This window comes from Methylobacter luteus IMV-B-3098 (assembly GCF_000427625.1).
Taxonomy (GTDB): Bacteria; Pseudomonadota; Gammaproteobacteria; order Methylococcales; family Methylomonadaceae; genus Methylobacter; species Methylobacter luteus.
Genome location: NZ_KE386569.1, coordinates 3,120,301 through 3,146,174, shown reverse-complemented (window position 1 = coordinate 3,146,174; position 25,874 = coordinate 3,120,301). Strand labels below are relative to the sequence as shown.

Sequence of the window (25,874 nt, the reverse complement as noted above, 5' to 3'; positions counted from 1 at the left end):
TTACAAACAACAACACATCCATGGAAAAAACATACGCACCCCATTCAATTGAACAACGCTGGTATAAAATCTGGGAAGAAAAAGGCTATTTTGCCGCCAGAGAGGACGGTGAATCTTATTGCATCATGATTCCGCCGCCTAACGTAACCGGCAGCTTGCATATGGGACATGCGTTTCAGGACACGATCATGGATGCGCTGACGCGTTACCACCGCATGAAAGGCTACAGCACCTTGTGGCAACCCGGCACCGACCATGCCGGCATCGCCACGCAGATGGTCGTCGAGCGCCTGATCAATGCCGAGGGCAAAACCCGCCACGATTACGGCCGTGAGCCATTCATCGAAAAAATCTGGGAATGGAAAGAGCAATCGGGCGGCACGATCACGCGCCAGTTGCGTCGCATGGGCTCTTCGCTGGACTGGAACCGGGAACGCTTCACGATGGATGAGGGCATGTCCGAGGCGGTGCAGGAAGTCTTCATCCGCCTGTACGAAGAAGGCCTGATTTACCGCGGTAAGCGTCTGGTGAACTGGGACCCGGTCCTGCATACGGCCGTCTCGGACCTGGAAGTGCTGTCGGAAGAAGAAAACGGCTCGATGTGGCACATGCGCTATCCTCTGTCCAATGGCCAGGGGCATCTGATCGTGGCCACAACACGCCCGGAAACCCTGCTCGGCGATGCCGCCGTTGCTATTCATCCGAATGACGAGCGCTACAAACACCTGCTCGGCGAATTTGTCGAACTGCCGCTGACCGGCCGCCGCATTCCCATTATTGCCGACGAGTATGTCGATCCCGAGTTCGGCACCGGCTGCGTCAAGATCACGCCGGCCCATGACTTCAACGACTACGAGGTCTGGACGCGGCATCGCAACGCATCAGCCATCAGCGAGCTGCCGCACGGCGGCCTGATCAATATCTTCACGGTCGACGCCACCGTGCGCGGCAATCTGGATACGGAAGGCGGCCTGATCCCGGAAAAATACATCGGCCTGGACCGGTTCGAGGCGCGCAAACAGATGGTCGCCGACCTGGAAGCCCAGGGCCTGCTGGAAAAAATCGTCGACCACAAACTGATGGTGCCGCGCGGCGACCGTACCGGCAGCGTCATTGAGCCGCTGCTGACCGATCAGTGGTACGTCAAGGTCGAGCCGCTGGCCAAGCCGGCCATCGAGGCTGTCGAAAACGGCGCGATCAAATTCGTGCCCGACAACTGGAAAAACACCTATTTCGACTGGATGCGCAACATTCAGGACTGGTGCATTTCCCGGCAGATCTGGTGGGGACACCGGATTCCGGCCTGGTATGACGACCAGGGCAACACCTACGTCGGCCGCTCAGAAGAGGAGGTTCGCGCCAAACACAACCTGCCGGCCGACTACGCGCTGAAGCAGGATGAAGACGTGCTCGACACCTGGTTCTCTTCAGCCTTGTGGCCCTTCTCGACACTGGGCTGGCCCGAAAACACGCCCGAACTGGCCAGGCATTATCCGACCAGCGTCCTGGTCACCGGCTTCGACATCATCTTCTTCTGGGTCGCCCGCATGATCATGATGGGGTTGAAATTCCAGGGCGACGTGCCGTTCAGGGAAGTCTACATTCACGGACTGGTCCGCGATGCCGAGGGCCAGAAGATGTCCAAATCCAAGGGCAACGTGCTCGATCCCATCGATATCATCGACGGCATCGATCTGGAAGCGCTGGTCGCCAAACGCATCTCGGGCATGATGCAGCCGCATCTGGCCAAAAAGATCGAGCAGGCCACGCGCAAGCAGTTCCCGGACGGCATTTCATCCTTCGGCACCGATGCCTTGCGCTTCACGTTCGCCTCGCTGGCTTCGACCGGCCGCGACATCCGCTTCGACCTGGCCCGCACCGAAGGCTATCGCAATTTCTGCAACAAGCTATGGAATGCCGCGCGCTACGTGCTCATGAATACCGAGGGCCAGGACAACGGCTTATCAAGCGCTTGCGAATATACGCAAGTCGACCGCTGGATTACCGCCCGACTGCATCAGGTCATCGCGGCAACGAGCAATGCCATCGACAACTACCGTTTCGATCTGGCGGCCCAGGCCATTTATGAATTTACCTGGAACGAATACTGCGACTGGTATCTGGAACTGGCCAAGATTTCGCTGCAATCTGACAACGAAGCTTTGCAACGCGGCACGCGTCGAACGCTGCTGACAGTGCTGGAGAACGTGCTGCGCCTGGCGCATCCGTTGATGCCGTTCATCACTGAGGAAATCTGGCAGCGCGTCGCGCCATTGGCGGGAGTAGAGGCCAAGACAATCATGCTGCAGCCGTACCCGGACGCCGATGAGGCTCAAATCGATACAGCCGCCATCGCCGAAATCAACTGGGTCATGAACTTTATCCTGGGCGTGCGCCGTATCCGCGGCGAGATGAACATAGCACCGGGCAAACCGCTGCCGGTCCTGCTGCAAAACGGTTCCGACGCGGATAAAAACAGTCTGGCCAACAACCAGGTCTATTTGCTGAAACTGGGCCGTCTGGAGTCGATCAACTGGCTTGATGCCGATGAAACGGCGCCCGAATCGGCGATAGCGCTGGTCGGCGAAATGAAGATCCTGATTCCGATGGCCGGCTTGATCGATAAGGAAGCCGAACTGGCGCGACTGGACAAGGAAATCCAGAAAATCGTCAAGGAGTTGCCCAGAATCGAAGGCAAATTAAGCAATCCGGCATTCATCGATAAAGCGCCGGCCGATGTGATTGATAAAGAAAAAGCCAAACTGGCTGATTTACGCTCATCACTGAACAACCTCGAAGAACAGCACCGCAAGATCCAAGCCTTATAAAGGTATCAAGACATAAGGGGAAAGAACGCCTTCCCCTTATGTCTATCCTTCGTTTTGTCTATTTATTGGACAAACCTCTTATTTGATCTATATTTGCTTTTACAGTTGCATTAAACCAATCATCGCATGGCTACCGTATTAACCGATCTACAATTTAATGGTCTCGTAAAATGCTTAATTCAAGGCGGCCTGCTATCTGAAAGCGAAGCTCAAACCCACATTCAGGAATCGCAAAAAAAGAAGATTCCGCTCATCTCCTATCTGGTGGCCAATAATTTTGTTGACAGCAGAGCCGTAGCAACAAAAGCCTCCGCTGAGTTCGGGATACCTTTTTTTGATCTTGATGCGATAGACTGCCGCAGCCTGCCTGTCAAATTGATCAGCGAAAAACTGATACGCCAACACCATGTACTACCGCTTTTCAAGCGTGGCAAAACGCTGTTTATCGCCGTCTCCGATCCGACCAATTTTCAGGCGCTCGATGACATCAAGTTTCAAAGCCTGCTTAAACCCGAAACCATACTGGTCGAGGAAAACAAACTCGTCAAGGCGATTGAGACGTCTTTAGAAGCCGCATCAGATACATCCATGAAAGATCTTCTCGACGAGGATCTGGATAACCTGAATATCATGTCCGGCGATGAAGACACGGCCAAGGATGACGCCAACTCCGAAATTGACGATGCGCCCATTGTGCGCTTCGTCAATAAAATCCTGCTGGATTCGATAAAAAAAGGCGCATCCGATATTCACCTGGAACCTTACGAAAAAAACTTCCGCATACGCTTCAGGTCCGACGGCATCCTGCATGAAGTCGCCAGTCCGCCGGCCAGTGCCGCGACACGCATTATTTCCCGCATCAAAGTCATGGCCAGGATGGATATTGCCGAACGCCGGGTTCCGCAGGACGGCCGCATTAAAATGGTCTTATCGAAACACCGTGCGATAGATTTTCGTGTCAATACCTGCCCTACCCTGTTCGGCGAAAAAGTTGTTCTGCGTATTCTGGACCCTACCAGCGCTCAACTTGGCATCGAAAAGCTGGGCTTTGAACGGGATCAGGAAAAATTGTTCCTTGAAGCCATACACAAGCCTTACGGCATGGTCCTCGTTACAGGGCCGACCGGTAGCGGAAAAACTGTCACGCTCTATACGGGCCTGAACATTCTTAACAGTATCGAACGCAATATTTCCACGGCCGAGGATCCTGTGGAGATCACGGTAGAAGGCATCAATCAGGTCAATATGAATGTCAAAGCGGGCCTGACGTTCGCCTCGGCCTTACGCGCCTTTCTGCGCCAGGACCCCGATATCATCATGGTCGGTGAGATTCGTGATTTGGAAACCGCGGAGATCGCCGTTAAAGCGGCACAAACAGGCCACTTGGTGTTATCGACCCTGCATACCAACGATGCGCCGCAGACATTGAACCGGCTCATGCAAATGGGCGTCGCGCCTTTCAATATCGTCTCGGCCGTCAACCTGATCATGGCTCAACGTCTGGCGCGGCGCCTGTGCGAGCATTGCAAAAAGCCGGCCGACTATCCGGCCAAGGCCCTGCTCTCCGCCGGCTTTAAAGAAGAAGAGCTGGACAATCTGCAAATATTCAGTTCCGTGGGCTGCGAGCATTGCACGAACGGTTACAAAGGCCGGGTCGGCATATATCAAGTCATGACATTGAGCGAAAAAATGCGCTCGCTCATTCTTGAAGGCGGCAATGCCATGCAACTGGCAGAGCAGGCCAAATCCGAAGGCATTAATGATTTGCGAGCATCAGGGTTGAATAAGGTTCGTATGGGTATTACGACTCTGGAAGAAATTGACCGCGTAACGAAGGAATAATTATGGCAGAACAAATTGATCAACTGGATTTCATCTGGGAAGGCGTCGACAAAAGCAGAAAAAAAACCAAAGGTTTGATCTCTGCGAAAAGTGAAATAATAGCCAGAACCGACTTAAGACGCATGGGCATACGCGTTACCAAAATCAAGAAAAAGCCCAAGCCCTTATTCGGCGCCAGAGTCCAGTCAATTACTCCCGCTGACATAGCGGTCTTTGCCCGGCAACTGGCGACGATGCTGGAAGCAGGGGTGCCTTTAGTGCAGTCTTTCGATATCATCGGCAAAGGCCACGACAATCCCAGCATGCAGAAAATGCTGCTGGAAGTCAAAGCGGATATCGAAGGTGGCGCCACCCTGGCTGAAGCGCTTAATAAGCGACCGCAGCATTTTGACGAACTCTTCTGCAACCTGGTCGAGGCAGGCGAGCAAGCGGGGGTACTCGAATCTTTGCTCGATAAAATCGCGACTTACAAGGAAAAAACCGAATCCCTGAAAAAGAAGATCAAGAAGGCGCTGACTTATCCTATTGCGGTGCTGGTTGTCGCGTTTATCGTAACGGCCATTCTGCTGCTTTTTGTAGTGCCCGTTTTTCAAGACCTTTTCAAGAGCTTTGGCGCCGACTTGCCGGCTTTCACATTATTTGTCATCGGCATATCGGAATGGATGCAGAAATGGTGGTGGTTGCTGTTCGGCAGCATCGGTGCGGCTATCTACGCCTTTCTTTTTTTCCAGAAACGCTCGCGCCCGTTCAACCATTTCATGGATAAAATGTTCCTGAAAATACCTGTTGTCGGCATGATTTTACACAAGTCGGCTATTGCCCGTTTTTCCAGAACCTTATCCACAATGTCGGCAGCCGGCGTACCGCTGGTGGAAGCCCTGGAATCTGTGGCCGGCGCTTGCGGAAACATTATTTACGCCGATGCCGTCTTAAAAATGCGTGAAGAAGTGGCAATGGGACAACGGCTGCAGTTTGCCATGCAACAGACCGAACTGTTTCCTCATATGGTCATGCAGATGCTTGCCATAGGCGAAGAATCAGGCTCTATCGATGCCATGTTAGCCAAGGTAGCTGATTTTTATGAAGAAGAAGTCGACAATCTGGTCGACAATTTAAGCAGCTTGATGGAACCGGCCATTATGGTGATATTAGGTATTCTGGTCGGCGGCCTGATCATTGCCATGTACCTGCCTATTTTCAAACTCGGCGCCGCTGTGGGCTAAACCTGAGGGGATGTTGTTTTTTGAAAACTGTTAAAATAGCCGCAAAACATCCATAACCGTTCAACCTACGCTCCAGCACATGGAGCGTTTCTTTTTTCTAAAACACATGATGCAACAGCTGGATATCCTTTTAAATTCACCCTATATTTTATCCGCGCTGGCGGGTATTGTCGGCTTAATGGTCGGCAGTTTTCTCAATGTCGTCATCTACCGATTGCCGATCATGATGCAGCGAAACTGGAAAAAGGAGTGCATCGAATACCTGGGACTTAACCAGGACGAAACGCCTGAGGCAGAGCCTTTCAATCTGGCTTTCCCGCTATCACGCTGTCCAAACTGCAATGCGCCTATCAAGCCCTATCAAAACATCCCGGTTGTCAGCTATCTTTTTTTGAAAGGCAAATGCGCGCAATGCCGAACCCCCATTTCCTTGCGCTATCCGGTTATAGAAGCCTTCACAGCTGTCACATCAGCGATCGTGGCCTGGCATTTTGGCTATACACCGCAAACAATTTTTGCCCTGGCCCTGACCTGGTCGCTGATCGCGTTGAGCTTCATCGATATCGACCATCAACTGTTACCGGATTCCATCACGTTGCCTGCTTTATGGCTGGGACTATTTTTAAGCCTGTTTGCGTTATTTGCCGACACGCACTCCAGCATCATAGGCGTCATTGCCGGCTACCTGGCGCTCTGGACTGTTTACCATCTGTTCAAGCTGGCTACGGGAAAAGAAGGCATGGGCTATGGCGATTTCAAATTGCTGGCTTTATTCGGCGCCTGGCTGGGTTGGCAGAGCCTGCCCGTTGTTATTTTACTGTCATCCCTGGTAGGCTCGGTCATAGGCATTGCCATGGTCGTTTTCGTCAAACGCGATCATCGAATCCCGATCCCATTTGGCCCTTATCTGGCGATGGCAGGCTGGATCGCATTACTCTGGGGCAATGACATCAACCAGTTTTATCTTGACACAGTCGGCTTATAACAACATGCTTAAAATCGGCCTGACCGGCGGCATCGGCTGTGGCAAAACGACTGTTGCACGCCTGTTCGCCGAACTTGGCAGCCCCGTAATCGATGCCGACCAGATAGCTCATGACCTTGTTGCAAAAGGACAGCCCGCGCTCAAACAAATAGATCAGCAGTTTGATGCCGACATACTCAATCCGGATGGTTCCCTGAACAGATCCAGGCTCAGGGAAATCGTTTTTTCCGATCCCGCCCAAAAGCAAAAACTCGAATCCATTCTTCATCCCCTGGTTTATCAATCCATACAGGCAGAACTCGAAAAGCTGAATGCGCCCTACTGCATCATAGCGATACCGCTATTGTTCGAAACCAACATGACCCATTTTGTCGACCGGGTGCTGGTCGTGGATTGTCCGGTCGAAACACAGATAGCACGCGTCAGAAAACGCGATCAACTTTCTCTTGAGAGAATCCGGTCGATCATTGACAGTCAGGTGTCCCGCGACGTTAGAAAATCGCATGCCGACGATCTTATCGATAATTCGGAATCGGATTATAGACTTGCAGAACAGGTCAAAAAACTGCACAATTTATACCTCTCATTAAGCGCCTGCTAGGATATACTTATTCGTGAACGATAATATCACCTATGAATTTCCACTCAATGAACGAATCCGGGTTTTCATACGGCTCGAACAACTGTTTCAACAATTCGGTCATTTTCTAGTCGGGCCGACAGTGGCCGACAAACGCGCCGCGCTTAGCAGTCTGCTTGATATCATGATGATCTTCAGACGCAACGATCTGAAATCGGAAATTCTCAAAGAACTGGATCGTCATGCCAAGGTACTGAACAAGGTCGCCAATAGCGACAGTGTGGATACGGAAAAACTGATGCAACTGCTGGGACAAGTCACTCAAACCAGCAAGCGACTCTATGCCGTCAGCGGCAAAATCGGCATTAATGTCATGGAAAGCGACCTGTTCCAGAGCATTGCCCAGCGCAGTTCGATCCCGGGTGGCACCTGTTCCTTCGATTTGCCCGAATTCCATTACTGGCTGGAACAGGATGAGTCCATTCGCTTGAAAGATCTGGAACATTGGAGCAGTCCGTTTACGGACATCCGCACCGCCATCGATCTGATACTCAGCTTTATACGCAACAGCAATGCCCCGACTTCGGAAATCGCCGAAGCCGGTTTTTTTCAGCTGTCGCTGGACAGAAGCCAGCCTTTTCAACTGCTTAAAGTGAACGTGGATAAATCCATCCACTGCTTTGCGGAAATCAGCGGCGGCAAGCACCGCTGCACTATCCGATTCATGACGCCGCCTTCAGATAACAAGCGTCCGACACAAACACCGGATGATATTCCTTTTTCCTTAACCTGCTGCCTGTTCTAATGCCGTCATCTGACAAGCCGCTTGTCGTCAAATGCCCCACCTGCAAACGCCCCGTGCCCTGGACACCCGAGCAGAAATTTAAGCCTTTCTGCTGTGAACGTTGTAAACTGATCGATCTGGGAGAATGGGCCATGGAAGAAAAAAAGATTCCCGGCGAACCCTTGTCAGAGGACGGTGACGAAAACAACGACTGGCATTAGCTCAATCCAGAAATGCCCTGATCGCCGCAATCCCCTGCCCGCCAGCCTGCCGTGCTGTCGATAGACAAGACAGAGACATGCCTCCTAAGGCATAAACCGGTAAATTAGCCTTGGAAACCAGCTCAGCAAATTGCTGCCAGCCCAGTGTCTGCGCTCCGGGATGCGTTTTGGTCGGCAGCACCGGCGCCAGCACCGCAAAATCGGCGCCTATGGCCTGCGCATGCCGCAATTCTTGAAGATTATGGCAGGATGCGGCGACCCATTTGATGTTTTCGGGCCGCTTGTCAAGAGCCATCAGATGCCGGCTGGTTAAATGAATGCCGTTTACATTAAGCTCATAGGCCGCTTCCACGGCAGAATTCATCAATAATAAAGCGCCCTGCTGTTGGCACATAGGATAAGCCCGTTCGGCAAACCTTTCGACAGCATGCCGGGACAATGTCTTCAACCGCGCCTGTATCAGCCTGATGCCCCGATCCAATATTTTTTGCAGATTAGTCAATAACTGCGACTCATCGGTATCATCCAGAATCGCATAATAGGGCGGCAGCTGGGCCGCCGTAACAATAGGCCGGTTGGCGGCCGGAAATTCATAATGATCCAGTTCATCGGGAGCTGCCCATTTAAACAATTGACCTTCACAACCTCTGGCATGGCCCGAGAATTGTTCCACCAGAAACACATGCAACTGCACCGCCAGATCAGGGTATTGATGCTCAATGGTAATCAACGGACTGGCGACCTCGACGGTGATATCAAGCTCCTCCTTGAGCTCGCGGCTTAACGCCTGTCCGGCTGTTTCGAAGGGCTCGATTTTGCCGCCCGGAAACTCCCATAAGCCACCCTGATGCAAGGACCGGTCACGCAGCGAAATCAGAATCCGCCCGGCCGCGTCTTTTACGACGCCCACGGCAACCTGAAGAGGCTTCATATTCATTAATACCGTCGATCAAGTTCTGTATTCGGCATTGATCTTGACATACTCATAGGAAAAATCGCAGGTCAAAATTTCCTGACAGGCATCGCCCCGTCCCAGTGCAACGGTCACGGTGATTTCCTGCTGATCCATGACCCGCTGGCCGGCCTCTTCGGTATAGTCATCTGCACGGCCGCCGTTCCTGACAATACAGACCTGATCCAGATAAATCCGCACTTTATCGAGCTCCATGTTTTCCACCCCGGCGCGCCCTACGGCAGCCAGAATCCGTCCCCAGTTGGGATCGCTGGCGAAGAAAGCGGTCTTGACCAGCGGCGAATGCGCGATGGTTTTGCCGACGCGCACGGCTTCCTCATCAGAGGCGGCCTGCTTGACCACAATACGCATCAGCTTGGTGGCGCCTTCGCCGTCCCGGACGATGGCTTCGGCCAGTTGTTTGCAGACTTCCATGACGGCCTCGGCAAAAGTCCGGTAATGATCACTGTCTGCCTCGATTTCCGGAGCCTCTGAACAGCCGCTGGCCATCAGGACGCAGGCATCGTTAGTCGATGTATCGCCATCGACAGTGATGCGGTTAAACGACTGTTCCACGGCCTGAGCCAGACACTGCTGCAAAAGCGGCTGCTTTATCTTGGCATCCGTGGCCATAAAGCCCAGCATCGTCGCCATATTCGGCTGAATCATGCCGGCGCCTTTGGAAATACCGTTGATCGTGACGGACTGACCTGCAATCGTGAAGACTTTGGACACGCCTTTGGGAAAGGTGTCGGTCGTCATGATCGCGCGCGCGGCTTTGTCCCAGTTGGCAGCCGAAAGATTTCGCACGGCCGCCGGCAAAGCCGCCTTGATTTTGTCGACCGGCAGAGGCTGGCCGATGACTCCCGTTGAGAAAGGCAGCACCTGATTGGCGCCACCGCCTGCCACCTCGGCCAGATCCGCGCAGGTCGCCAGGGCGTCCTGCATGCCCTGATCGCCGGTGCCGGCGTTGGCATTGCCGGAATTGATCAGCAGCCAGCGCGGCGCCTGAGTAAGATGTGCCTTTGCCACATGCACGGGCGCGGCGCAGAAGGCATTCTGCGTGAACACAGCCGCGCAGCTTGCGTTCTCAGGTATCTGTATCACTAAAATGTCATCGCGTTCGGTCTGCTTGATGCCCGCGCAGGCGGTGCCCAGCGTGATTCCCGCTACTTCATGCATGTCTGGAAAGTGGTATCCCTGAGGGAGTACTGCCATGGTTTAATCCTTCTAGGTTTTGAAAAATACGAAAACTCGATCAATTCTTTTAACACTGACGCTCATCAGTGCGCACTGTTTTTTGATTTGTTCCAGCTGTTGCGGCTGCTCGCAGAGGGCAAAAGGCAGGATAACTTCAACCTCAATCTGCCCGTCGAGATAATGAATTCTGAAATCTTCGATCGCCAGTTTAAAATCGGCCAGATAATGCTCCAACAGCTTCTGCACGTCATTGCGCAACAGCGGCCTGGACTGATCCGACATGCCCTCGTCATCCTCGGGATCGACATGGACCAGCACATCCATGACGTCGTCGAAGCGTCTGATCAGATCATCCCTGACCGCATCGCCGATCATATGGCCTTCCGATACCGTAATGCGCGGATCGACGACAATATGCGCATCGATATAGGCATCCTCGCCCATTTGTCGCGTACGCAGCAAATGGATGCCTTCGACGCCGTCGATTTGATGGATCGCCGTGCGGATTTCAGCGACCAGTTCGGGCGGCAAGGATGTATCGACCAGTTCCTTGATGCTGTCAAAGACCAGATTCAAGCCGATCTTGGCCACCATCAACGCGACCACGGCGGCGGCAACAGCATCGGCGAAGGGATAACCCAGCAGCACGGCCGCTATGCCTATCAGTACGACCACCGAAGAGAAGGCGTCGCTGCGCTGGTGCCAGGCATTGGCCAACAATAATTTCGAACGGGTCTTTTTGGCGATACGCCTGGTATAGTGATACAGCCATTCGTTGATCAGAATGGAAATGGCTGCAACACCTAAGGTATTGGCATCAGGGACCAACAAGGTTTCCGGCACCGCGATGCGCTCCAGCACATGCCAGACGATGGCACCGGCAACGGCGATCAGGCCGACGCCCAAGATAACCGTCGCTATGGTTTCAAAACGGCGATGGCCGTATGGATGCTCGTGATCCGCCTCGCGGCTGCCCAGCCTGATGGCGATAATCACCAATAGATCACTCAGTAGATCCGACAGGGAATGAATCCCGTCAGCGATTAACGCAGCTGATTGTCCTAAGATGCCGAAACCGATTTTAATGCAGGTCTGAACAATATTGACCAGCGCACCGACATAGGTCGCCCTGACCTTCAGTTTATCAGCGGTTGCGGCGTCATAGACCTCAGCCATTAGCCACCCACTTCCAGCACAATGATATATTCGCCATCATCGGCATGGGTTTCCAGCACCTTATGGCCGTTGATGCGGCACCAGGCCGGAATATCCTGCATGACACCCGGATCGGTGCAGATCACCTCGAGCCGATCGCCGGCCTTGAGCTGTTTGACTTTATCCTGCGTACGGATGACCGGCAGCGGGCACAGCAAACGCCTTGCATTTAAAGTCTCTCTAGTCATATAAACCATGCCTCGGGAATCTGATCGGCAGGCAAGGGCTTGACCTGAACCGTTCTTGCCGAGCCGTCTTTGCCTGTGATGCTGACATCAACCTGATCGGCGTCGCGGCCCTGCCCGTAGCGTGCGGTAATGGCGGCCGCCAATTGCAAATCCTCATCAGAAGGTGAGCCGTCGATCAACACTAAGGGACCGTTATGACTTGTGCAGCTCATCATCATGAATTCCTTTTTATAGCCCTGCAGAAAGCGGCCCTCGCCCTCTTCCCTCGCAACTATCATCTTGAAATTGGGCCGGGGCCGGATATGGCGCCCGACTTTCAGCAACATAATGTCATCAAGATCATAGGCTCTGTTATTGTCGCGCGCCTGCCATAAATCGACCAGTTTGGCCGAATAGCTGGCATCGGTCAGAAAACAACAGCCGCCGGCCGGCTGCGCGTATTCGCTGAAGCCGTATTGTTCGGCCAGCGCCATCTGCGGCTTGCGCGACCGGCCACTGAAATCATACAGCTTTTCCCTGTCGACCCAGCCTTCGCGCTCGGGCAAGGCAGCAGGCAGATTCTTCGCGCACAACGGCCGCAGCAGCAAGTCATCGGCGCCGGACTCGCGCGCAACGATCGGCATGGTTTCCTTGCGCTGCGACATCGGCCGCTGGCCGATCACTTCACCGGTAATGATGAAATCGAAACCGTTTTCGGCGATCCACTGTTTAGCCTTGTTGACCATGAAAATCTTGCAGTCCAGGCACGGATTCATGTTGGCGCCATAGCCGTGCTTCGGATTGATCAGCACGTCCTTGTATTCCTCGATCACATCGATGATATGCAGCTTGATGCCCAACTGTTCGGCGACCCACAGCGAGTTATTGCGCTTGGGCTTAGCCTTGTCCCGGGCCCTGATGGCATGCGTGTGACCTTCCACGCAAAAGCCGGTGAAGAAGTTGATGCCTTCCACATGCACGCCCTGCTCCAGAATTGTCTTCGCCGCCAGCATTGAATCCAGGCCACCGGAAATCAATGCCACCGCTTTTCTTTGTTGACTCATAACGCTTAAAAAAATGCTAAAAATGAGCCTATTATACCCGTTTATTTGGCAATGCGACTTCAACTTCTCCAGTTATCACCTAAACTTTGGCGTTTAATTTTATTCCCGGGATCAATTGCAATATGGAATTCAAAGACTACCTTAAAATCTTGGCCCACAAAGACGGCTCCGACCTTTACTTGACCGTGGATGCACCGCCGGCCGCCAAATTTGAAGGCTCACTGAAGCCTTTGGAAAACATCAGGCTGACCAGGGAGCGCATCAAGGAAATCGCCTATAGCCTGATGGATGAAGAGCAGCAAAAGGCATTCGAACAGGTGCCCGAAATGAATTTGGCGCTTTCCGAACCCGGCATAGGCCGCTTCCGCGTCAATATTTTCAAGCAGCGCAACAGCCTGGCGCTGGTCATCCGGAACATCAAAGTCGACATCCCCAGTGCCGATAAACTGGGACTGCCGCCCGTGCTGAAGCAATCCATCATGGAGAAGCGCGGCCTGATCCTGTTCGTCGGGGGCACCGGCTCCGGCAAGTCGACCTCACTGGCGGCCCTGATCGATTATCGCAACAGCAATGCGTCCGGCCATATCATCACCATCGAAGATCCTATCGAATACATTCATCCGCACAAAAAGTCGCTGGTCAACCAGCGCGAAGTCGGCGTCGATACGCTGAGCTACGAGGATGCGTTGAAAAACACGCTGCGTCAGGCGCCTGATGTCATCCTGATCGGCGAGATCCGCAGCCAGGAAACCATGGAGCACGCGCTGGCCTTCGCCGAAACCGGCCATCTGTGTCTGTCCACGCTGCATGCCAACAACGCCAACCAGGCGCTGGACCGCATCATCAACTTCTTCCCCGAAGAGCGCCGCAATCAACTGTTGCTGGACTTGTCGCTGAACTTGAAAGCGTTTGTCTCACAACGACTGGTGCCTACCGTGGACGGCAAGCGCACGGCCGCGATTGAAATTTTGCTGGGCACGCAACTGGTCCGGGACCTGATCCAGAAAGGCGATATCCATTCCATCAAGGAAGCCATGGAAAAATCGGAAAATGTCGGCATGCAGACGTTCGACAGCCACCTGCTGAGGCTGTTCAAGGAAGGCACGATCTCGCTTGAAGAAGCGCTGAACAATTCCGACTCACCGAATAACCTCAAGCTGAAAATCAACCTCACCGATGGGCTCGGCTCGGTTTCGCCCGCCAAGTCACCCGATGCGGCCAGCAGCGGTCTGTCCGACTTTGCGCTGGAGGCTATCGAGAAGGAAGATGAACAGGAACAGGAAACGACGGAATAATTTCCGGCATGCGAACCGGCCTGGCGCACTTGCAATTGATGCGCGTCATGGCTCAACAATAAGGGCCTATTCAGCCGACATTTTTAAGCTATAATTGACGGCCTTTTTATTGCCCAACAGGTTTGCTGCCGTGTCGAGTATAAATAACGATTTATCCACATTTCAGGGACTTATCCTGGCCTTACAGAAATACTGGTCAAGTCAGGGCTGTATTTTATTGCAGCCTTTGGATCAGGAAGTCGGCGCCGGGACCTTTCATCCCGCCACCTTCCTGCGCGCCATAGGCCCCGAGCCCTGGAACACGGCCTATGTGCAGCCCTCGCGCCGCCCCACGGACGGCCGTTTCGGCGAAAACCCCAACCGTCTGCAGCATTACTACCAGTTTCAGGTGGCGTTAAAGCCGTCACCGGACAACATTCAGGAACTGTACCTGGACTCGCTGCGGCATCTGGGGCTGGATCTGCTCGAACACGACATCCGTTTCGTCGAAGACAATTGGGAATCGCCGACCCTGGGCGCATGGGGACTGGGCTGGGAAGTCTGGCTGAATGGCATGGAAGTCACGCAATTCACCTATTTCCAGCAAGTCGGCGGCCTCGAATGCAAACCGGTTACGGGCGAAATCACTTACGGCCTGGAGCGTATTGCCATGTACCTGCAGGGCGTCAAAAGCGTCTACGACCTGATCTGGACCAAGGGCCCGTTCGGCACGGTCACCTACGGCGACGTGTTCCATCAGAATGAAGTGGAAATGTCGGCCTATAACTTCGAGCAGGCCAACGTCGAGTTCATGTTCCAGTGCTTTGATACCTACGAGCAGGAATGCCGCAAACTGATCGATCTGGACCTTCCGCTGCCGGCGTATGAAATGGTGCTGAAAGCCTCGCATGCGTTCAACCTGCTGGATGCGCGTCACGCCATCTCGGTCACCGAACGCCAACGCTACATTTTAAGAGTCAGAAACATGTCCAAATCCGTGGCCGAAGCCTATTACCAACGCCGGGAATCACTGGGCTTCCCGATGCTGACAGGACAAGGAGCACAATAATGGCAACAAGCAAACATTTACTGTTCGAGCTGGGCTCGGAAGAACTGCCACCGACAACTTTGCTGAAAATGGCGACCGCCCTGCTGAACAACATCACGCAAGGTCTGAAAGAAGCTGAGCTCGATTTCAGCAGCAGCCGATTCTATGCGACGCCGCGGCGACTGGCTGTGCTGATTGAAGATCTGGCTACGGCTCAACCCGATAAAACGGTCGAGAAACGAGGCCCTGCCGTGCAAGCGGCCTTCGCACCGGATGGCACGCCCAGCAAGGCGGCCCAAGGCTTTGCCGTCAGTTGCGGCACGACTTTCGACAAGCTGGAACGTCTGAAAACCGACAAGGGCGAATGGCTGTCCTTCACGCAAGACGTCCAGGGTCAGGCCACCGAAAGCCTGATCCCGGACATCATCCGGCACAGCATTGCCGGACTCCCGATCGCCAAACGCATGCGCTGGGGCAGCGGCACGACCGAATTCGTCAGACCCGTGCACTGGGCCGTGCTGCTGTACGGCGATGCCGTCATCGACACCGACATTTTAAGCCTGAAAACCGGCGCCACTACGCACGGCCACCGATTTCATGCGCCGCAACCGTTGGCGATCGACAAGCCTGAAAACTACGCACAAATCCTGTTCGAACAAGGCAAAGTCATCCCCGATTTCGAGCAGCGCAAAACCATTATCAGAAACGCTGCTGAGCAGGCGGCCGTCGCTGTTAACGGCACCGCGCACATCGAAGAAGACCTGCTCGAAGAGATCGCGGCCTTAAACGAATGGCCGGTGCCGATCACCGGCAGTTTCGATCCGCGTTTTCTGGAACTGCCGGCCGAAGTGCTGATCACGACCATGCAGACCAACCAGAAGTATTTTCCAGTCAAGAATGCGGCCGGCGGCTTGTTGCCGCATTTCATCACCTTCAGCAATATCGAGAGCAGCAATCCGCAATCGATACAGCACGGCAACGAACGCGTCGTGACGCCGCGCCTGTCCGACGCTGAGTTCTTCTGGAAACAGGACCGCAAAAAGACCCTGGAAGAACGTCTGCTGACGCTTTCCAGCATCGTCTTCCAGGAAAAACTGGGCACGCTGGCCGATAAAACTCAGCGCGTCGTCACGCTGGCCGAATACATTGCCGGCGAGCTCAATGGAAACGTCGATCTGGCCAAGCGTGCGGCACTACTGGCCAAAACCGACCTGATGACCGAAATGGTCGGCGAATTCGGCAATCTGCAGGGCATCATGGGCCGCTATTATGCGCTGGCCGATGACGAGCCGGCTGAAGTTGCCTGGGCGCTTGAGGAGCAATACTTCCCGAAACAATCCGGCAGCCCGACGCCAGGCAGCAAGACCGGCCAGATTCTGGCCATCGCGGAAAAAACCGACACGCTGACCGGCATCTTCAGCGCGGGACTCATCCCGACCGGCGACAAAGACCCTTATGCCCTGCGCAGAGCCGCACTCGGTACATTGCGGATCATTATCGAGAATCAGCTCAATCTCGACATCAAGGACCTGATCGCGTTCTCGCTGAAACAGTTCACACACGAATTCGACCATGATGAAACCTATAAGCTGGTAGTCGATTTCGTCTTTGACCGCCTGAGAGGCTACTGCCTCGATCAGGGTTATACTGCCGATGAATTTGATGCCGTCATATCCGTGACGCCGGCGGAACCGCTGGACTTTATCCAGCGCCTGCAGGCTGTCAAGGCATTCAGGCAATTGCCGGAAGCCGAAAGCCTGGCGGCCGCCAACAAACGCATACGCAACATTCTGAGAAAGTCGGATACTGAAGCAGCCAATAGCATCGGCGATTTGAGCGAAACGCAGGAAAAACAGCTGCTGGCCGCTGCCTTGCAATCGGCCATGGATATCCAACCCCTGCTGGCGAGACGCGATTACCAAGCCGCACTGAACCGTCTGGCTCAACTCAGAAATGACGTGGACGCCTTTTTCGATCACGTCATGGTCATGACCGATGATCTGGACCTGCGCGCCAACCGCTTGGCCCTGCTAACGCTGGTGTCCGAACAGTTTTTGACCTGTGCCGACATATCCAGACTGCAATCGTAAACGTTAGGCATGGATCGATACGTTCTGGTAGACCGTGACGGCGTCATTAACTATGATTCCGATGACTATATAAAATCGCCGGAAGAGTGGCAGCCAATAGAAGGCAGCCTTGAGGCTATCGCCCTGCTCAACCGGCACGGTTACAAGGTCGCCGTCATCACGAACCAGTCAGGACTTCAGCGCGGCCTGTTCGATCAGGCCGCGCTGGACAAGATCCACGCCAAAATGCACCGATTGGCTGCCGAGAAAGGCGGCGAAATCGACTCTATTTATTTTTGCCCGCACGGCCCTGATGACGGTTGCGCCTGCCGAAAACCCAAACCGGGCCTGCTGGAATTATTTGCGGTCGACAAACAAGTCAGTCTGCAAGGCATGCCTTTTATCGGCGATGCGCTACGTGACATCCAGACCGCTCAGGCTGTCGGCGCCAGCCCGATACTGGTCAAAACCGGCAAGGGTAAAAAAACCCTGATGGACAATCCCGATCTTAACATCCCTGTTTTCGATAACCTCTATGACGCAGCAAAGTACCTCGTATCAAGGCAATAAAGTCCGGCTTTATATCGGCTCAGCCCTGTTATTTATCAGCATTTTTACTACCGCGACAATCGACGGCATATTAATTCTTTTGTGCATACTGACACCTTTCTCCGTGCGCTATAAAATCGCCACTGCCTGGTGCTCCCTAGTTGTTTGGATGACGAAATTTTTCTGCGGTCTCGGCTATGAAGTTGAAGGCCTGGAGCATATCAAGGGACTGGATGCGGCCATCGTACTGAGCAAGCATCAGTCCGCCTGGGAAACGCTGGCGTTAAGGCACATTCTTCCAACCCAAACTACGTTATTGAAACGCTCATTGCTCTGGATGCCGCTTTGGGGTTGGGCGCTGGCGACGCTCAGACCGATAGCCATAGACCGCGAAAACCAGCGAGCCGCCATGCGTAAGTTACTGGACGAAGGCACGGTTTGTTTGAAGGAAGGCATGTGGGTCGTGATTTTTCCTGAAGGCACACGCACAGCGCCGGGCGAAGAAAAAAAATTCGGCGCCGGCGGCGCCATGCTGGCACAAAAATCAGGTTATCCGGTCATACCCATTGCGCTTAATGCCGGTGAATACTGGCCTCGCTACAGCTTTTTAAAATATCCGGGGACGATCAAGGTAAAAATTGGCCCGGCCATTGAAAGCCAGGGCCGTAAAGCTGCCGATATCAATGCCGAAGCGGAAGCCTGGATCAGGCAGGCCATGCAGGATATCAGCACTCATTAGGAAACGTCCTGAAGCCTGTTTGCTACAATCATAAAACGCATAGTAAGTTATATACGTATAATGACGAGCTTACTATTTCAATTAAAAATATAAATAACGGTAACGCATCCATGAAAAAACTACTGCTGGTTTCCATATCCGCATTGTTTCTTTCAGCTTGTGCTGATAAAGCTCAATATGAACAAGCTGTGCTGGAACAAATGAAGAAAGAAAAAGACATCCAGGACTATAAAATAGACCCCCAGCACATGGCTGACTGCGTCATTGACCTGACGACGAAAAACATGCCCGGTATTTTCCCTGGCGATCCGAATCGCATGACGGCTTACCGCAACTATACCAAAATGCTGACGTTGATGGATTCGAATGATCCTAAAAAGACCTTGGAAGAACTGCGCAATGACTTCGGCTCGGCCGAGGCGCTTGCCGACGCCCATAACAACTACACCGAAAGCATGATGAACTGCATCTCGGCCGTCATCATGGAATCCGAAGAAGACGAAAAGGCAGCAACGGAACAGACGCAACCCGCAGAACCAGCCCAACCGGCGGCTCCAGTCCAACCTGCGGCGCCAACTCAACCGGCAGAACCAGCGGAACCACCTAAAAATTGACCGCCGCCTCTCTGATAGATCGGGTCAAAACGGCGCATAAAACAGACCGTTTACTCGGGACTATAATCCATAAAGGTGAATTGTAAATTTTGAGTCGGGGCAACGCCATTGCCCCTATTCGACTGACACCTGTTCCTGATAAGTGATGCGCAACGCACGCTGATCAGCCTCAAAACAGATCGTGTTACCATCCATGTTCAAGTCCGCGATCCAGCAAAGTCGCATGCCGTACGCAGCCGCCTCAATATATCCTGCGCTGTTTAGGCAAGCCGGGGCTTGGGTCCGCCGTCAACCAGTACCAGCACAACCGGATCTGATTACTCGCTAATGCCGCCACAGGTTAAATGCGCGGGCTCCAATAGTTTTTCCAGTTCCGCCCGGCTCAGGCCGGTCATTTCGGCGGCGACGTCGATGATAGGCCGGCCTTGCTTGTAAGCGGCTTTCGCGACTTCGGCGGCTTTCTGATAGCCGATGATCGGATTCAGGGCCGTCACCAGTATTGGATTTTTCGCCAAAGCCTGCTGCAGATTGTCTTCCCGGACCGTGAAACCGGCAATCGCTTTATCGGCCAGTACGCGGCTGACGTTGCCGAGTAGCTCGATGCTTTGCAGGATATTGTAGGCGATCACTGGCAGCATCACGTTCAGTTGAAAGTTGCCGGATTGGCCGGCGATAGTGATGGTCGTATCGTTGCCGATCACCTGGGCCGCCACCATGGCCGTCGCCTCAGGAATAACCGGATTGACTTTGCCCGGCATAATGCTGCTGCCCGGCTGTAGCGCCGACAGTTCTATCTCTCCCAAACCAGCCAGCGGGCCGCTGTTCATCCAGCGCAAATCGTTGGCGATCTTCATCAGACTGACTGCTACAACTTTCATCTGGCCCGATAATTCAACCATGGCATCCTGGGCACTCAGGCTTTCGAAGAACGATGCGTTCGGCTCGAACGGCAGGCCGGTTTCGTCGCTGAGCGCCTGCGCGAATTTCGCCGCAAACTCGGGATGGGCATTGATGCCCGTGCCGACGGCCGTGCCGCCCTGGGCCAGTTTATAGACCCGGGGCAGCGAGGCATTGATGCGATCAATGCCGTTGCGAATCTGGAGCGCCCAGCCGCCCAGTTCCTGGCTCAGGCGCACCGGCATTGCGTCCATTAAATGCGTGCGCCCGGTTTTGGTGATGTGGTCGAGACTAGCTGCTTTTTCTTCCAGCGTTTGAGCCAGATGCGCCAGTCCCGGCAGCAATATTTTCTGGCATTCGATCGCGGCACTGACATGAATCGCGGTCGGAATCACGTCATTGCTGCTCTGCCCCATGTTGACGTGGTCATTCGGATTGACCGGCTGGCCCGCGATTTGACCGGCCAGATTAGCCAGCACTTCGTTGACATTCATATTGGTGCTAGTACCGGAACCGGTTTGGAACACATCGATCGGAAAATGTTGGCTATGACCGCCGTCAATGATCTGCTGAGCGGCCTGCACGATCGCTTCGCCGATAACGGCATCGAGTTCCCCCAGTTCCATATTGACCTTGGCCGCGCTCTGCTTGATCAGCGCCACGGTCTTGATAAAAGCCGGCGGCATGGTCAAACCGCTGACCGGAAAATTATTGACCGCGCGTTGCGTCTGCGCGGCATACAAAGCATCGGCCGGCACTTCCAGTTCGCCCATGCTGTCTTTTTCTATTCTGTAATGTTCAGTCATTGCTTAGCTCACTAATAAATTCGTTAACATCATTTCGGTCAAACGGCCAGCCCAGATCTTGTTGAGTTGCCGGATGATATAAAACGGGAATTCGTTCTGCGTAATTCGCCTGCCATTGCGTCTGCTCGGCTATGTCTACCGTCTCGATGGCGAGTTGATCGGCATCTTGCACGCTATACGCTTCGATAATGATCTTCGCCTCTTCGCACAGATGGCAGCCCGCCGTTCCTAACAGTAGTAATTTTATCATCAGTGCTTATTCAGCTTTTCAAGATACCCCATAAACAGGGCAGATATCACGAAGGTCAGGTGCGTCAGCACATACCACATGATTTTGTCGTTATCGGACGCTTGTATATTCATAAAAACCTTCAACAAATGAATCGAGGAAATAGCGACTATCGATGAAGCTACCTTCATTTTCAGGGAGTTATAATCGTGCGTGCCCAGCCAGTCGAGTTTCTCCGTATCCTCGCTCAGGTCCAGGCGCGAAACAAAGTTTTCGTAACCGCTGAACATGACGATAACGATCAGACTCGCCACTAGCGTCAAGTCGATTAAAGTCAGCAATTTCAGAACCAGCTCGGACTCGTCAACTTCAAGGATATGGGGGATGAAATGGTAAAGCTCCTGAAAGAATTTTATTGAAAGTCCCAATAAAGCCAAACTCATGCCGACATAAAGCGGCGCCAGTATCCAGCGACTGGCGTACATGAGTCTTTCTATCATTTGCTCTGTCTTCTCTTTTATTGTCATGCTTAGTACTTCCAGTATTTTAATGATGCAAATGTGTCGACAGCCAACGCTCGGCTACATCTTCCTTGATGCCTTTGCGCCGCGCATAATCCGCTAACTGATCGCGATCGATTTTTCCGACATTGAAATACTGCGCATCAGGATGAGAGAAATACCAGCCGCTGACTGCGGAAGCTGGATACATCGCATAGCTTTCGGTCAGTTCTATTGAGGTGTTTTTGGTGACATTCAGCATTTCAAACAGCTTGGCTTTCTCGGTATGGTCGGGACAGGCCGGATAGCCTGGCGCTGGCCTTATGCCCTGATAGGCCTCATGAATCAGCTGTTCATTAACGTAAGCCTCATCTTTGGCATAGCCCCAATATTCCTTTCTGACCGCTGCATGCATATATTCGGCAAACGCTTCCGCCAGCCTGTCGGCCAGGGCTTTCAGCATGATGGCACTGTAATCATCATGATCCTGCTCGAACTGGCTCAGTTTTTCTTCGATGCCGATACCGGTTGTGACAGCAAAGGCACCGATATAATCGGCTTTGCCGCTATCGACCGGCGCAATAAAATCGGATAGGCAGTAATTAGGCCGGCCCGGTGCCTTTATATTTTGTTGCCGTAAATGATGCAAGCTCTCGAGTTTTTGCTGGCGCGAATCATCGGTATAAACAATGACATCGTCGCCGTCGCTATTGGCTGGGAAAAAGCCGATAACGGCACGGGCAGACAGCCATTCTTCGGTAATGATTTTTTTCAGCATAACCTGAGCATCGTCAAACAATTTTCTGGCTTCATCACCGACGACTTTATCGTCGAGTATTTTCGGATAGCTGCCCGCCATTTCCCAGGTTTGGAAGAACGGCGTCCAGTCGATATACCAGACCAGCGTGTCCAGCGGGAAATGATCAATGACTTTGGTGCCCAGAAACATTGGCTTGACTGGCTCATAATTGCCCCAGACGTATTTATTGCGTCTTGCCGCAGCCAAGGTATGTTGCTTGGTTTTCGCCTCGCGGCCTTTGTGCCGCTCCCTGACCTCTTCATATTCTGTGCGGATTTTTGTGACAAAATCGCCTTTCAGGTCATCGCTCAGCAGATTGCTGGCTACGCCGACACTTCTGGAGGCATCAGTTACGTAAACGGTAGGTCCATGATAATGGGGCTCAATTTTGACCGCCGTATGCGCGCGCGATGTGGTAGCGCCGCCTATCATCAACGGGATATCGAAACCCTGGCGTTCCATTTCTTTAGCCATATGCACCATTTCATCCAGGGATGGTGTAATCAGACCACTCAAGCCGATAATATCGACCTTTTCCAGACGCGCCGTTTGCAGGATTTTTTCTGCCGACACCATGACGCCCAGATCGATGACTTCATAATTGTTGCATTGCAGCACGACGCCGACGATATTTTTGCCGATGTCATGCACATCGCCCTTGACTGTCGCCATCAGGATTTTGCCATTGGATTTCATTTCGCCGGATTTGTCGGCTTCCATGAACGGCATCAAATAAGCGACGGCTTTTTTCATAACCCGCGCCGATTTGACGACTTGCGGCAGGAACATTTTGCCGGCGCCGAACAGATCGCCGACCACATTCATGCCGTCCATCAATGCGCCTTCAATGACATGCAGAGGCCTTTCGGCTTCCAGTCTCGCCTGCTCAGTATCTTCGTTGATATAGTCGTCAATGCCCTTGACCAGCGCGTGCTCCAAGCGTTTATTGACGGGCCAGCTGCGCCATTCCTGATCTTCCTGTTTTACCACGCTACTGCCGTCGCCGCGGTATTTTTCGGCCAGTTCCAGCAGCTTTTCCGTGGCACCCGCGTGACGATTCAATACCACATCTTCGACCGCATCGCGCAGATCTTCGGGGATATCGGCATAGATCGCGAGCTGGCCGGCATTGACGATGCCCATATCCATGCCCGCATTAATGGCATGGAATAAAAATACGGCATGAATCGCTTCCCTCACCGGGTTGTTGCCGCGGAAAGAAAACGATACATTCGATACGCCGCCTGAAACCAGTGCGTGTGGCAAGGTTTGTTTGATTTCGCGTGTGGCTTCGATAAAATCCAGGCCGTAGTTATTGTGCTCGTCAATACCGGTCGCGATCGCGAAAATATTCGGGTCAAAAATGATGTCTTCGGCAGGGAATCCTATCTGCTCGGTAAGGATTTTATAAGCCCGGCGGCAGATTTCGATTTTTCTCTCTTTAGTATCGGCCTGGCCTTCTTCATCGAAAGCCATGATGATAGCGGCCGCACCATAGCGTCTAATCAGCTTGGCGTGCTGTATAAAAGCCGCCTCGCCTTCCTTAAGCGAGATGGAATTGACAACGCCTTTGCCCTGGATGCATTTAAGGCCGGCCTCCAGAATCTCCCATTTGGACGAATCGAGCATGATGGGCACTTTGGCAATATCGGGCTCGGACGCGATCAGACTAAGAAAGCGCACCATCGCTTGCTTCGAGTCCAACATGCCTTCGTCCATGTTGATATCGATAATCTGGGCGCCGTTCTCAACTTGCTGTTTGGCGATGTCCAGTGCTGCTTCGTAATTGCCGTCGACAACCAATCTTTTAAATAAAGCCGAACCGGTTACGTTAGTGCGCTCGCCCACATTCACGAACAAGGAATCGGGGCCTATATTCATGGGCTCCAATCCGGCTAGCCGACATTGTTTCTCAATGGCGGGAATGGGCCTCGGGCTGTGTTCTTGTACGGCTTCGACTATCGCTTTGATATGCGCCGGTGAGGTGCCGCAGCAGCCGCCGATGATATTCAGATAGCCGCTGCGCGCCCAGTCAGCCAGTTCTTCTGCCATCGCTTCCGGCGATTCGTCATATTCGCCGAACTCATTAGGGAGACCTGCGTTCGGATGTGCGGAAACATGCGTGTCTGCAATCGTTGACAGTTCATCAATATGTTGACGCAATTCTTTTGCGCCTAGCGCGCAGTTAAAACCGAATGCTATCGGCTCCACATGCCTGAGTGAATTCCAGAAGGCCGCTACGGTTTGTCCGGAAAGAGTTCTGCCTGAAGCATCAGTGATCGTGCCGGAAATCATGACCGGCAGTTTATAACCGATTTGCTCAAAATACTGTTCGACCGCAAAAATAGCCGCTTTGGCATTGAGCGTATCGAAAATGGTTTCGATCAGAATAATATCAGCGCCGCCATCAATAAGGCCGCGTGTTGCTTCCGTATATGCCTCAACCAGATCGTCAAAGGAAACATTGCGAAATCCCGGGTCATTGACATCGGGCGACATGGAGGCTGTGCGATTGGTGGGCCCTAAAACACCGGCAACAAACCGCGGTTTTTCCGGCGTCTTTAAAGTGAACTCGTCAGCAACTTGTCTTGCCAATCGCGCCGATTCAACATTGATCTCATAAACCAGCGCTTCCATCTTGTAATCTGCCATGGCGATACTGGTTGCGTTGAACGTGTTCGTTTCAACAATATCAGAACCGGCTTCAAAATAAGCTTGGTGAATGGCTTTGATAATGTCGGGCTGAGTTATCGACAATAGATCATTATTACCTTTAAGATCCACAGCCCAGTCAGCAAAGCGCTCACCCCGGTAGTCTTTTTCTTCCAACTTGTAGCTTTGGATCATCGTACCCATCGCACCGTCAAGAAATAAGATTCTCTGCGATAATTGTTGCTTTAATAATTGTATTTTGCTCATTGAGACTGCCAAGATGTGTATCAGTTAGGATAAAGATTAATAGTGATAATCGGCTTGAATATAATCATTGCTTAAAATGCAATCAACCACTATTATTTTAATATTTTTGTCGGGGAAGAACATGTCAAAACCAACGGTAATTCAAGTGATTAAGAGCGTTCTATCTGCTGTCATCGGTGTGCGAAGTGAAGAGAATAGACAAAAAGACTTCGAACAAGGTTCGCTTTCAACTTATGTTATCGTGGGGATAGTCTTTATTGTTCTTTTCGTGTTTGGTCTTATTTCTCTTGTTTCTGTTATCGTAGGCGATTAAGTTTACGTTTCTTTAATTCTCATTAGCGGATTCTTCTCGACATCCAATTAAACAAGG

At 52.7% G+C, this 25,874-nt stretch carries 23 protein-coding genes; 14 read left to right on the top strand and 9 right to left on the bottom strand.

Annotation, left to right across the window (positions count from 1 at the left end):
• Nucleotides 1-20: 20 nt before the first annotated feature.
• From METLU_RS0116650 to yacG, 7 genes are all read left to right on the top strand, one after another.
• The gene (locus tag METLU_RS0116650; protein WP_027159203.1) at nt 21-2,828 is read left to right on the top strand and encodes a valine--tRNA ligase; all 2,808 of its coding nucleotides are present in this window, start codon (nt 21-23) and stop codon (nt 2,826-2,828) included.
• A gap of 126 nt (nt 2,829-2,954) precedes the next feature.
• The gene (gene pilB / locus METLU_RS0116645; RefSeq protein ID WP_027159202.1) at nt 2,955-4,670 is read left to right on the top strand and encodes a type IV-A pilus assembly ATPase PilB; all 1,716 of its coding nucleotides are present in this window, start codon (nt 2,955-2,957) and stop codon (nt 4,668-4,670) included.
• A gap of 2 nt (nt 4,671-4,672) precedes the next feature.
• Complete coding sequence (locus tag METLU_RS0116640; RefSeq protein ID WP_027159201.1) at nt 4,673-5,893, top strand: type II secretion system F family protein; 1,221 nt, start codon at nt 4,673-4,675, stop codon at nt 5,891-5,893.
• Nucleotides 5,894-6,002: 109 nt separating this feature from the next.
• Entirely contained in the window at nt 6,003-6,878 is an 876-nt protein-coding gene (locus METLU_RS0116635; RefSeq protein WP_027159200.1) for a prepilin peptidase, read from the top strand.
• Nucleotides 6,879-6,882: 4 nt separating this feature from the next.
• Nucleotides 6,883-7,479 (top strand): dephospho-CoA kinase, encoded by a 597-nt coding sequence (gene coaE, locus METLU_RS0116630; protein WP_027159199.1) that lies wholly within the window; start codon nt 6,883-6,885, stop codon nt 7,477-7,479.
• 13 nt (nt 7,480-7,492) lie between these two features.
• Nucleotides 7,493-8,263, top strand: a complete 771-nt coding sequence (gene zapD, locus METLU_RS0116625; protein WP_027159198.1) for a cell division protein ZapD — start codon at nt 7,493-7,495, stop codon at nt 8,261-8,263.
• The gene (gene yacG, locus METLU_RS0116620) at nt 8,263-8,463 is read left to right on the top strand and encodes a DNA gyrase inhibitor YacG (RefSeq protein WP_027159197.1); all 201 of its coding nucleotides are present in this window, start codon (nt 8,263-8,265) and stop codon (nt 8,461-8,463) included. Before zapD ends, yacG begins: the two co-directional genes overlap by 1 nt.
• A 1-nt stretch (nt 8,464) precedes the next feature.
• On the opposite strand, the gene METLU_RS0116615 is transcribed toward yacG, so the two are convergent.
• Genes METLU_RS0116615 through METLU_RS0116595 form a run of 5 tightly spaced genes read right to left on the bottom strand, consistent with a single transcriptional unit; the run spans nt 8,465 to nt 13,061 of the window.
• Nucleotides 8,465-9,394: a Nudix family hydrolase gene (locus METLU_RS0116615; RefSeq protein ID WP_027159196.1), complete on the bottom strand. Its 930-nt coding sequence runs from the start codon at nt 9,392-9,394 to the stop codon at nt 8,465-8,467.
• An 18-nt stretch (nt 9,395-9,412) separates the two neighbouring features.
• Complete coding sequence (argJ, locus tag METLU_RS0116610; protein ID WP_027159195.1) at nt 9,413-10,633, bottom strand: bifunctional glutamate N-acetyltransferase/amino-acid acetyltransferase ArgJ; 1,221 nt, start codon at nt 10,631-10,633, stop codon at nt 9,413-9,415.
• A gap of 12 nt (nt 10,634-10,645) precedes the next feature.
• The gene (locus METLU_RS0116605) at nt 10,646-11,791 is read right to left on the bottom strand and encodes a cation diffusion facilitator family transporter (RefSeq protein ID WP_027159194.1); all 1,146 of its coding nucleotides are present in this window, start codon (nt 11,789-11,791) and stop codon (nt 10,646-10,648) included.
• On the bottom strand, nt 11,791-12,018 hold the full coding sequence (locus METLU_RS0116600) for a sulfurtransferase TusA family protein (RefSeq protein ID WP_027159193.1): 228 nt from the start codon (nt 12,016-12,018) through the stop codon (nt 11,791-11,793). The genes METLU_RS0116605 and METLU_RS0116600 overlap by 1 nt, the downstream gene beginning before the upstream one ends.
• Complete coding sequence (locus METLU_RS0116595) at nt 12,015-13,061, bottom strand: tRNA (5-methylaminomethyl-2-thiouridylate)-methyltransferase (protein ID WP_027159192.1); 1,047 nt, start codon at nt 13,059-13,061, stop codon at nt 12,015-12,017. Before METLU_RS0116595 ends, METLU_RS0116600 begins: the two co-directional genes overlap by 4 nt.
• Nucleotides 13,062-13,183: 122 nt before the next feature.
• Here METLU_RS0116595 and METLU_RS0116590 point away from each other — a divergent pair, with 122 nt between their 5' ends.
• The 6 genes from METLU_RS0116590 to METLU_RS25700 all read left to right on the top strand — a co-directional run bounded on the left by METLU_RS0116590 (nt 13,184) and on the right by METLU_RS25700 (nt 19,354).
• A complete protein-coding gene (locus METLU_RS0116590) occupies nt 13,184-14,356 on the top strand; it encodes a PilT/PilU family type 4a pilus ATPase (protein WP_027159191.1) in 1,173 nt (390 codons plus the stop codon).
• A 130-nt stretch (nt 14,357-14,486) separates the two neighbouring features.
• Entirely contained in the window at nt 14,487-15,404 is a 918-nt protein-coding gene (glyQ, locus tag METLU_RS0116585) for a glycine--tRNA ligase subunit alpha (protein WP_027159190.1), read from the top strand.
• The gene (gene glyS / locus METLU_RS0116580; protein ID WP_027159189.1) at nt 15,404-17,473 is read left to right on the top strand and encodes a glycine--tRNA ligase subunit beta; all 2,070 of its coding nucleotides are present in this window, start codon (nt 15,404-15,406) and stop codon (nt 17,471-17,473) included. Before glyQ ends, glyS begins: the two co-directional genes overlap by 1 nt.
• Nucleotides 17,474-17,482: 9 nt before the next feature.
• Nucleotides 17,483-18,022 carry a D-glycero-beta-D-manno-heptose 1,7-bisphosphate 7-phosphatase gene (gene gmhB, locus METLU_RS0116575; protein ID WP_027159188.1) on the top strand — a complete coding sequence of 180 codons (540 nt, stop codon included), beginning with the start codon at nt 17,483-17,485 and terminating at the stop codon, nt 18,020-18,022.
• The gene (locus METLU_RS0116570; protein ID WP_027159187.1) at nt 17,988-18,740 is read left to right on the top strand and encodes a lysophospholipid acyltransferase family protein; all 753 of its coding nucleotides are present in this window, start codon (nt 17,988-17,990) and stop codon (nt 18,738-18,740) included. The genes gmhB and METLU_RS0116570 overlap by 35 nt, the downstream gene beginning before the upstream one ends.
• Before the next feature lie 110 nt (nt 18,741-18,850).
• A complete protein-coding gene (locus METLU_RS25700; protein WP_081679125.1) occupies nt 18,851-19,354 on the top strand; it encodes a hypothetical protein in 504 nt (167 codons plus the stop codon).
• A gap of 317 nt (nt 19,355-19,671) precedes the next feature.
• Here the strand turns inward: METLU_RS25700 and METLU_RS0116555 are convergent, their stop codons facing one another.
• Genes METLU_RS0116555 through metH form a run of 4 tightly spaced genes read right to left on the bottom strand, consistent with a single transcriptional unit; the run spans nt 19,672 to nt 25,504 of the window.
• Complete coding sequence (locus tag METLU_RS0116555) at nt 19,672-21,057, bottom strand: class II fumarate hydratase (RefSeq protein WP_027159186.1); 1,386 nt, start codon at nt 21,055-21,057, stop codon at nt 19,672-19,674.
• The gene (locus METLU_RS0116550) at nt 21,050-21,307 is read right to left on the bottom strand and encodes a glutaredoxin family protein (RefSeq protein ID WP_027159185.1); all 258 of its coding nucleotides are present in this window, start codon (nt 21,305-21,307) and stop codon (nt 21,050-21,052) included. The genes METLU_RS0116555 and METLU_RS0116550 overlap by 8 nt, the downstream gene beginning before the upstream one ends.
• Nucleotides 21,307-21,813 carry a TIGR00645 family protein gene (locus METLU_RS0116545; protein WP_036243207.1) on the bottom strand — a complete coding sequence of 169 codons (507 nt, stop codon included), beginning with the start codon at nt 21,811-21,813 and terminating at the stop codon, nt 21,307-21,309. The genes METLU_RS0116550 and METLU_RS0116545 overlap by 1 nt, the downstream gene beginning before the upstream one ends.
• 19 nt (nt 21,814-21,832) lie before the next feature.
• Nucleotides 21,833-25,504 (bottom strand): methionine synthase, encoded by a 3,672-nt coding sequence (gene metH, locus METLU_RS0116540; protein WP_027159183.1) that lies wholly within the window; start codon nt 25,502-25,504, stop codon nt 21,833-21,835.
• A gap of 121 nt (nt 25,505-25,625) precedes the next feature.
• On the opposite strand from metH, the gene METLU_RS0116535 reads away from it, so the two are divergent.
• A complete protein-coding gene (locus METLU_RS0116535; protein WP_027159182.1) occupies nt 25,626-25,817 on the top strand; it encodes a DUF2970 domain-containing protein in 192 nt (63 codons plus the stop codon).
• Nucleotides 25,818-25,874 lie beyond the last annotated feature (57 nt).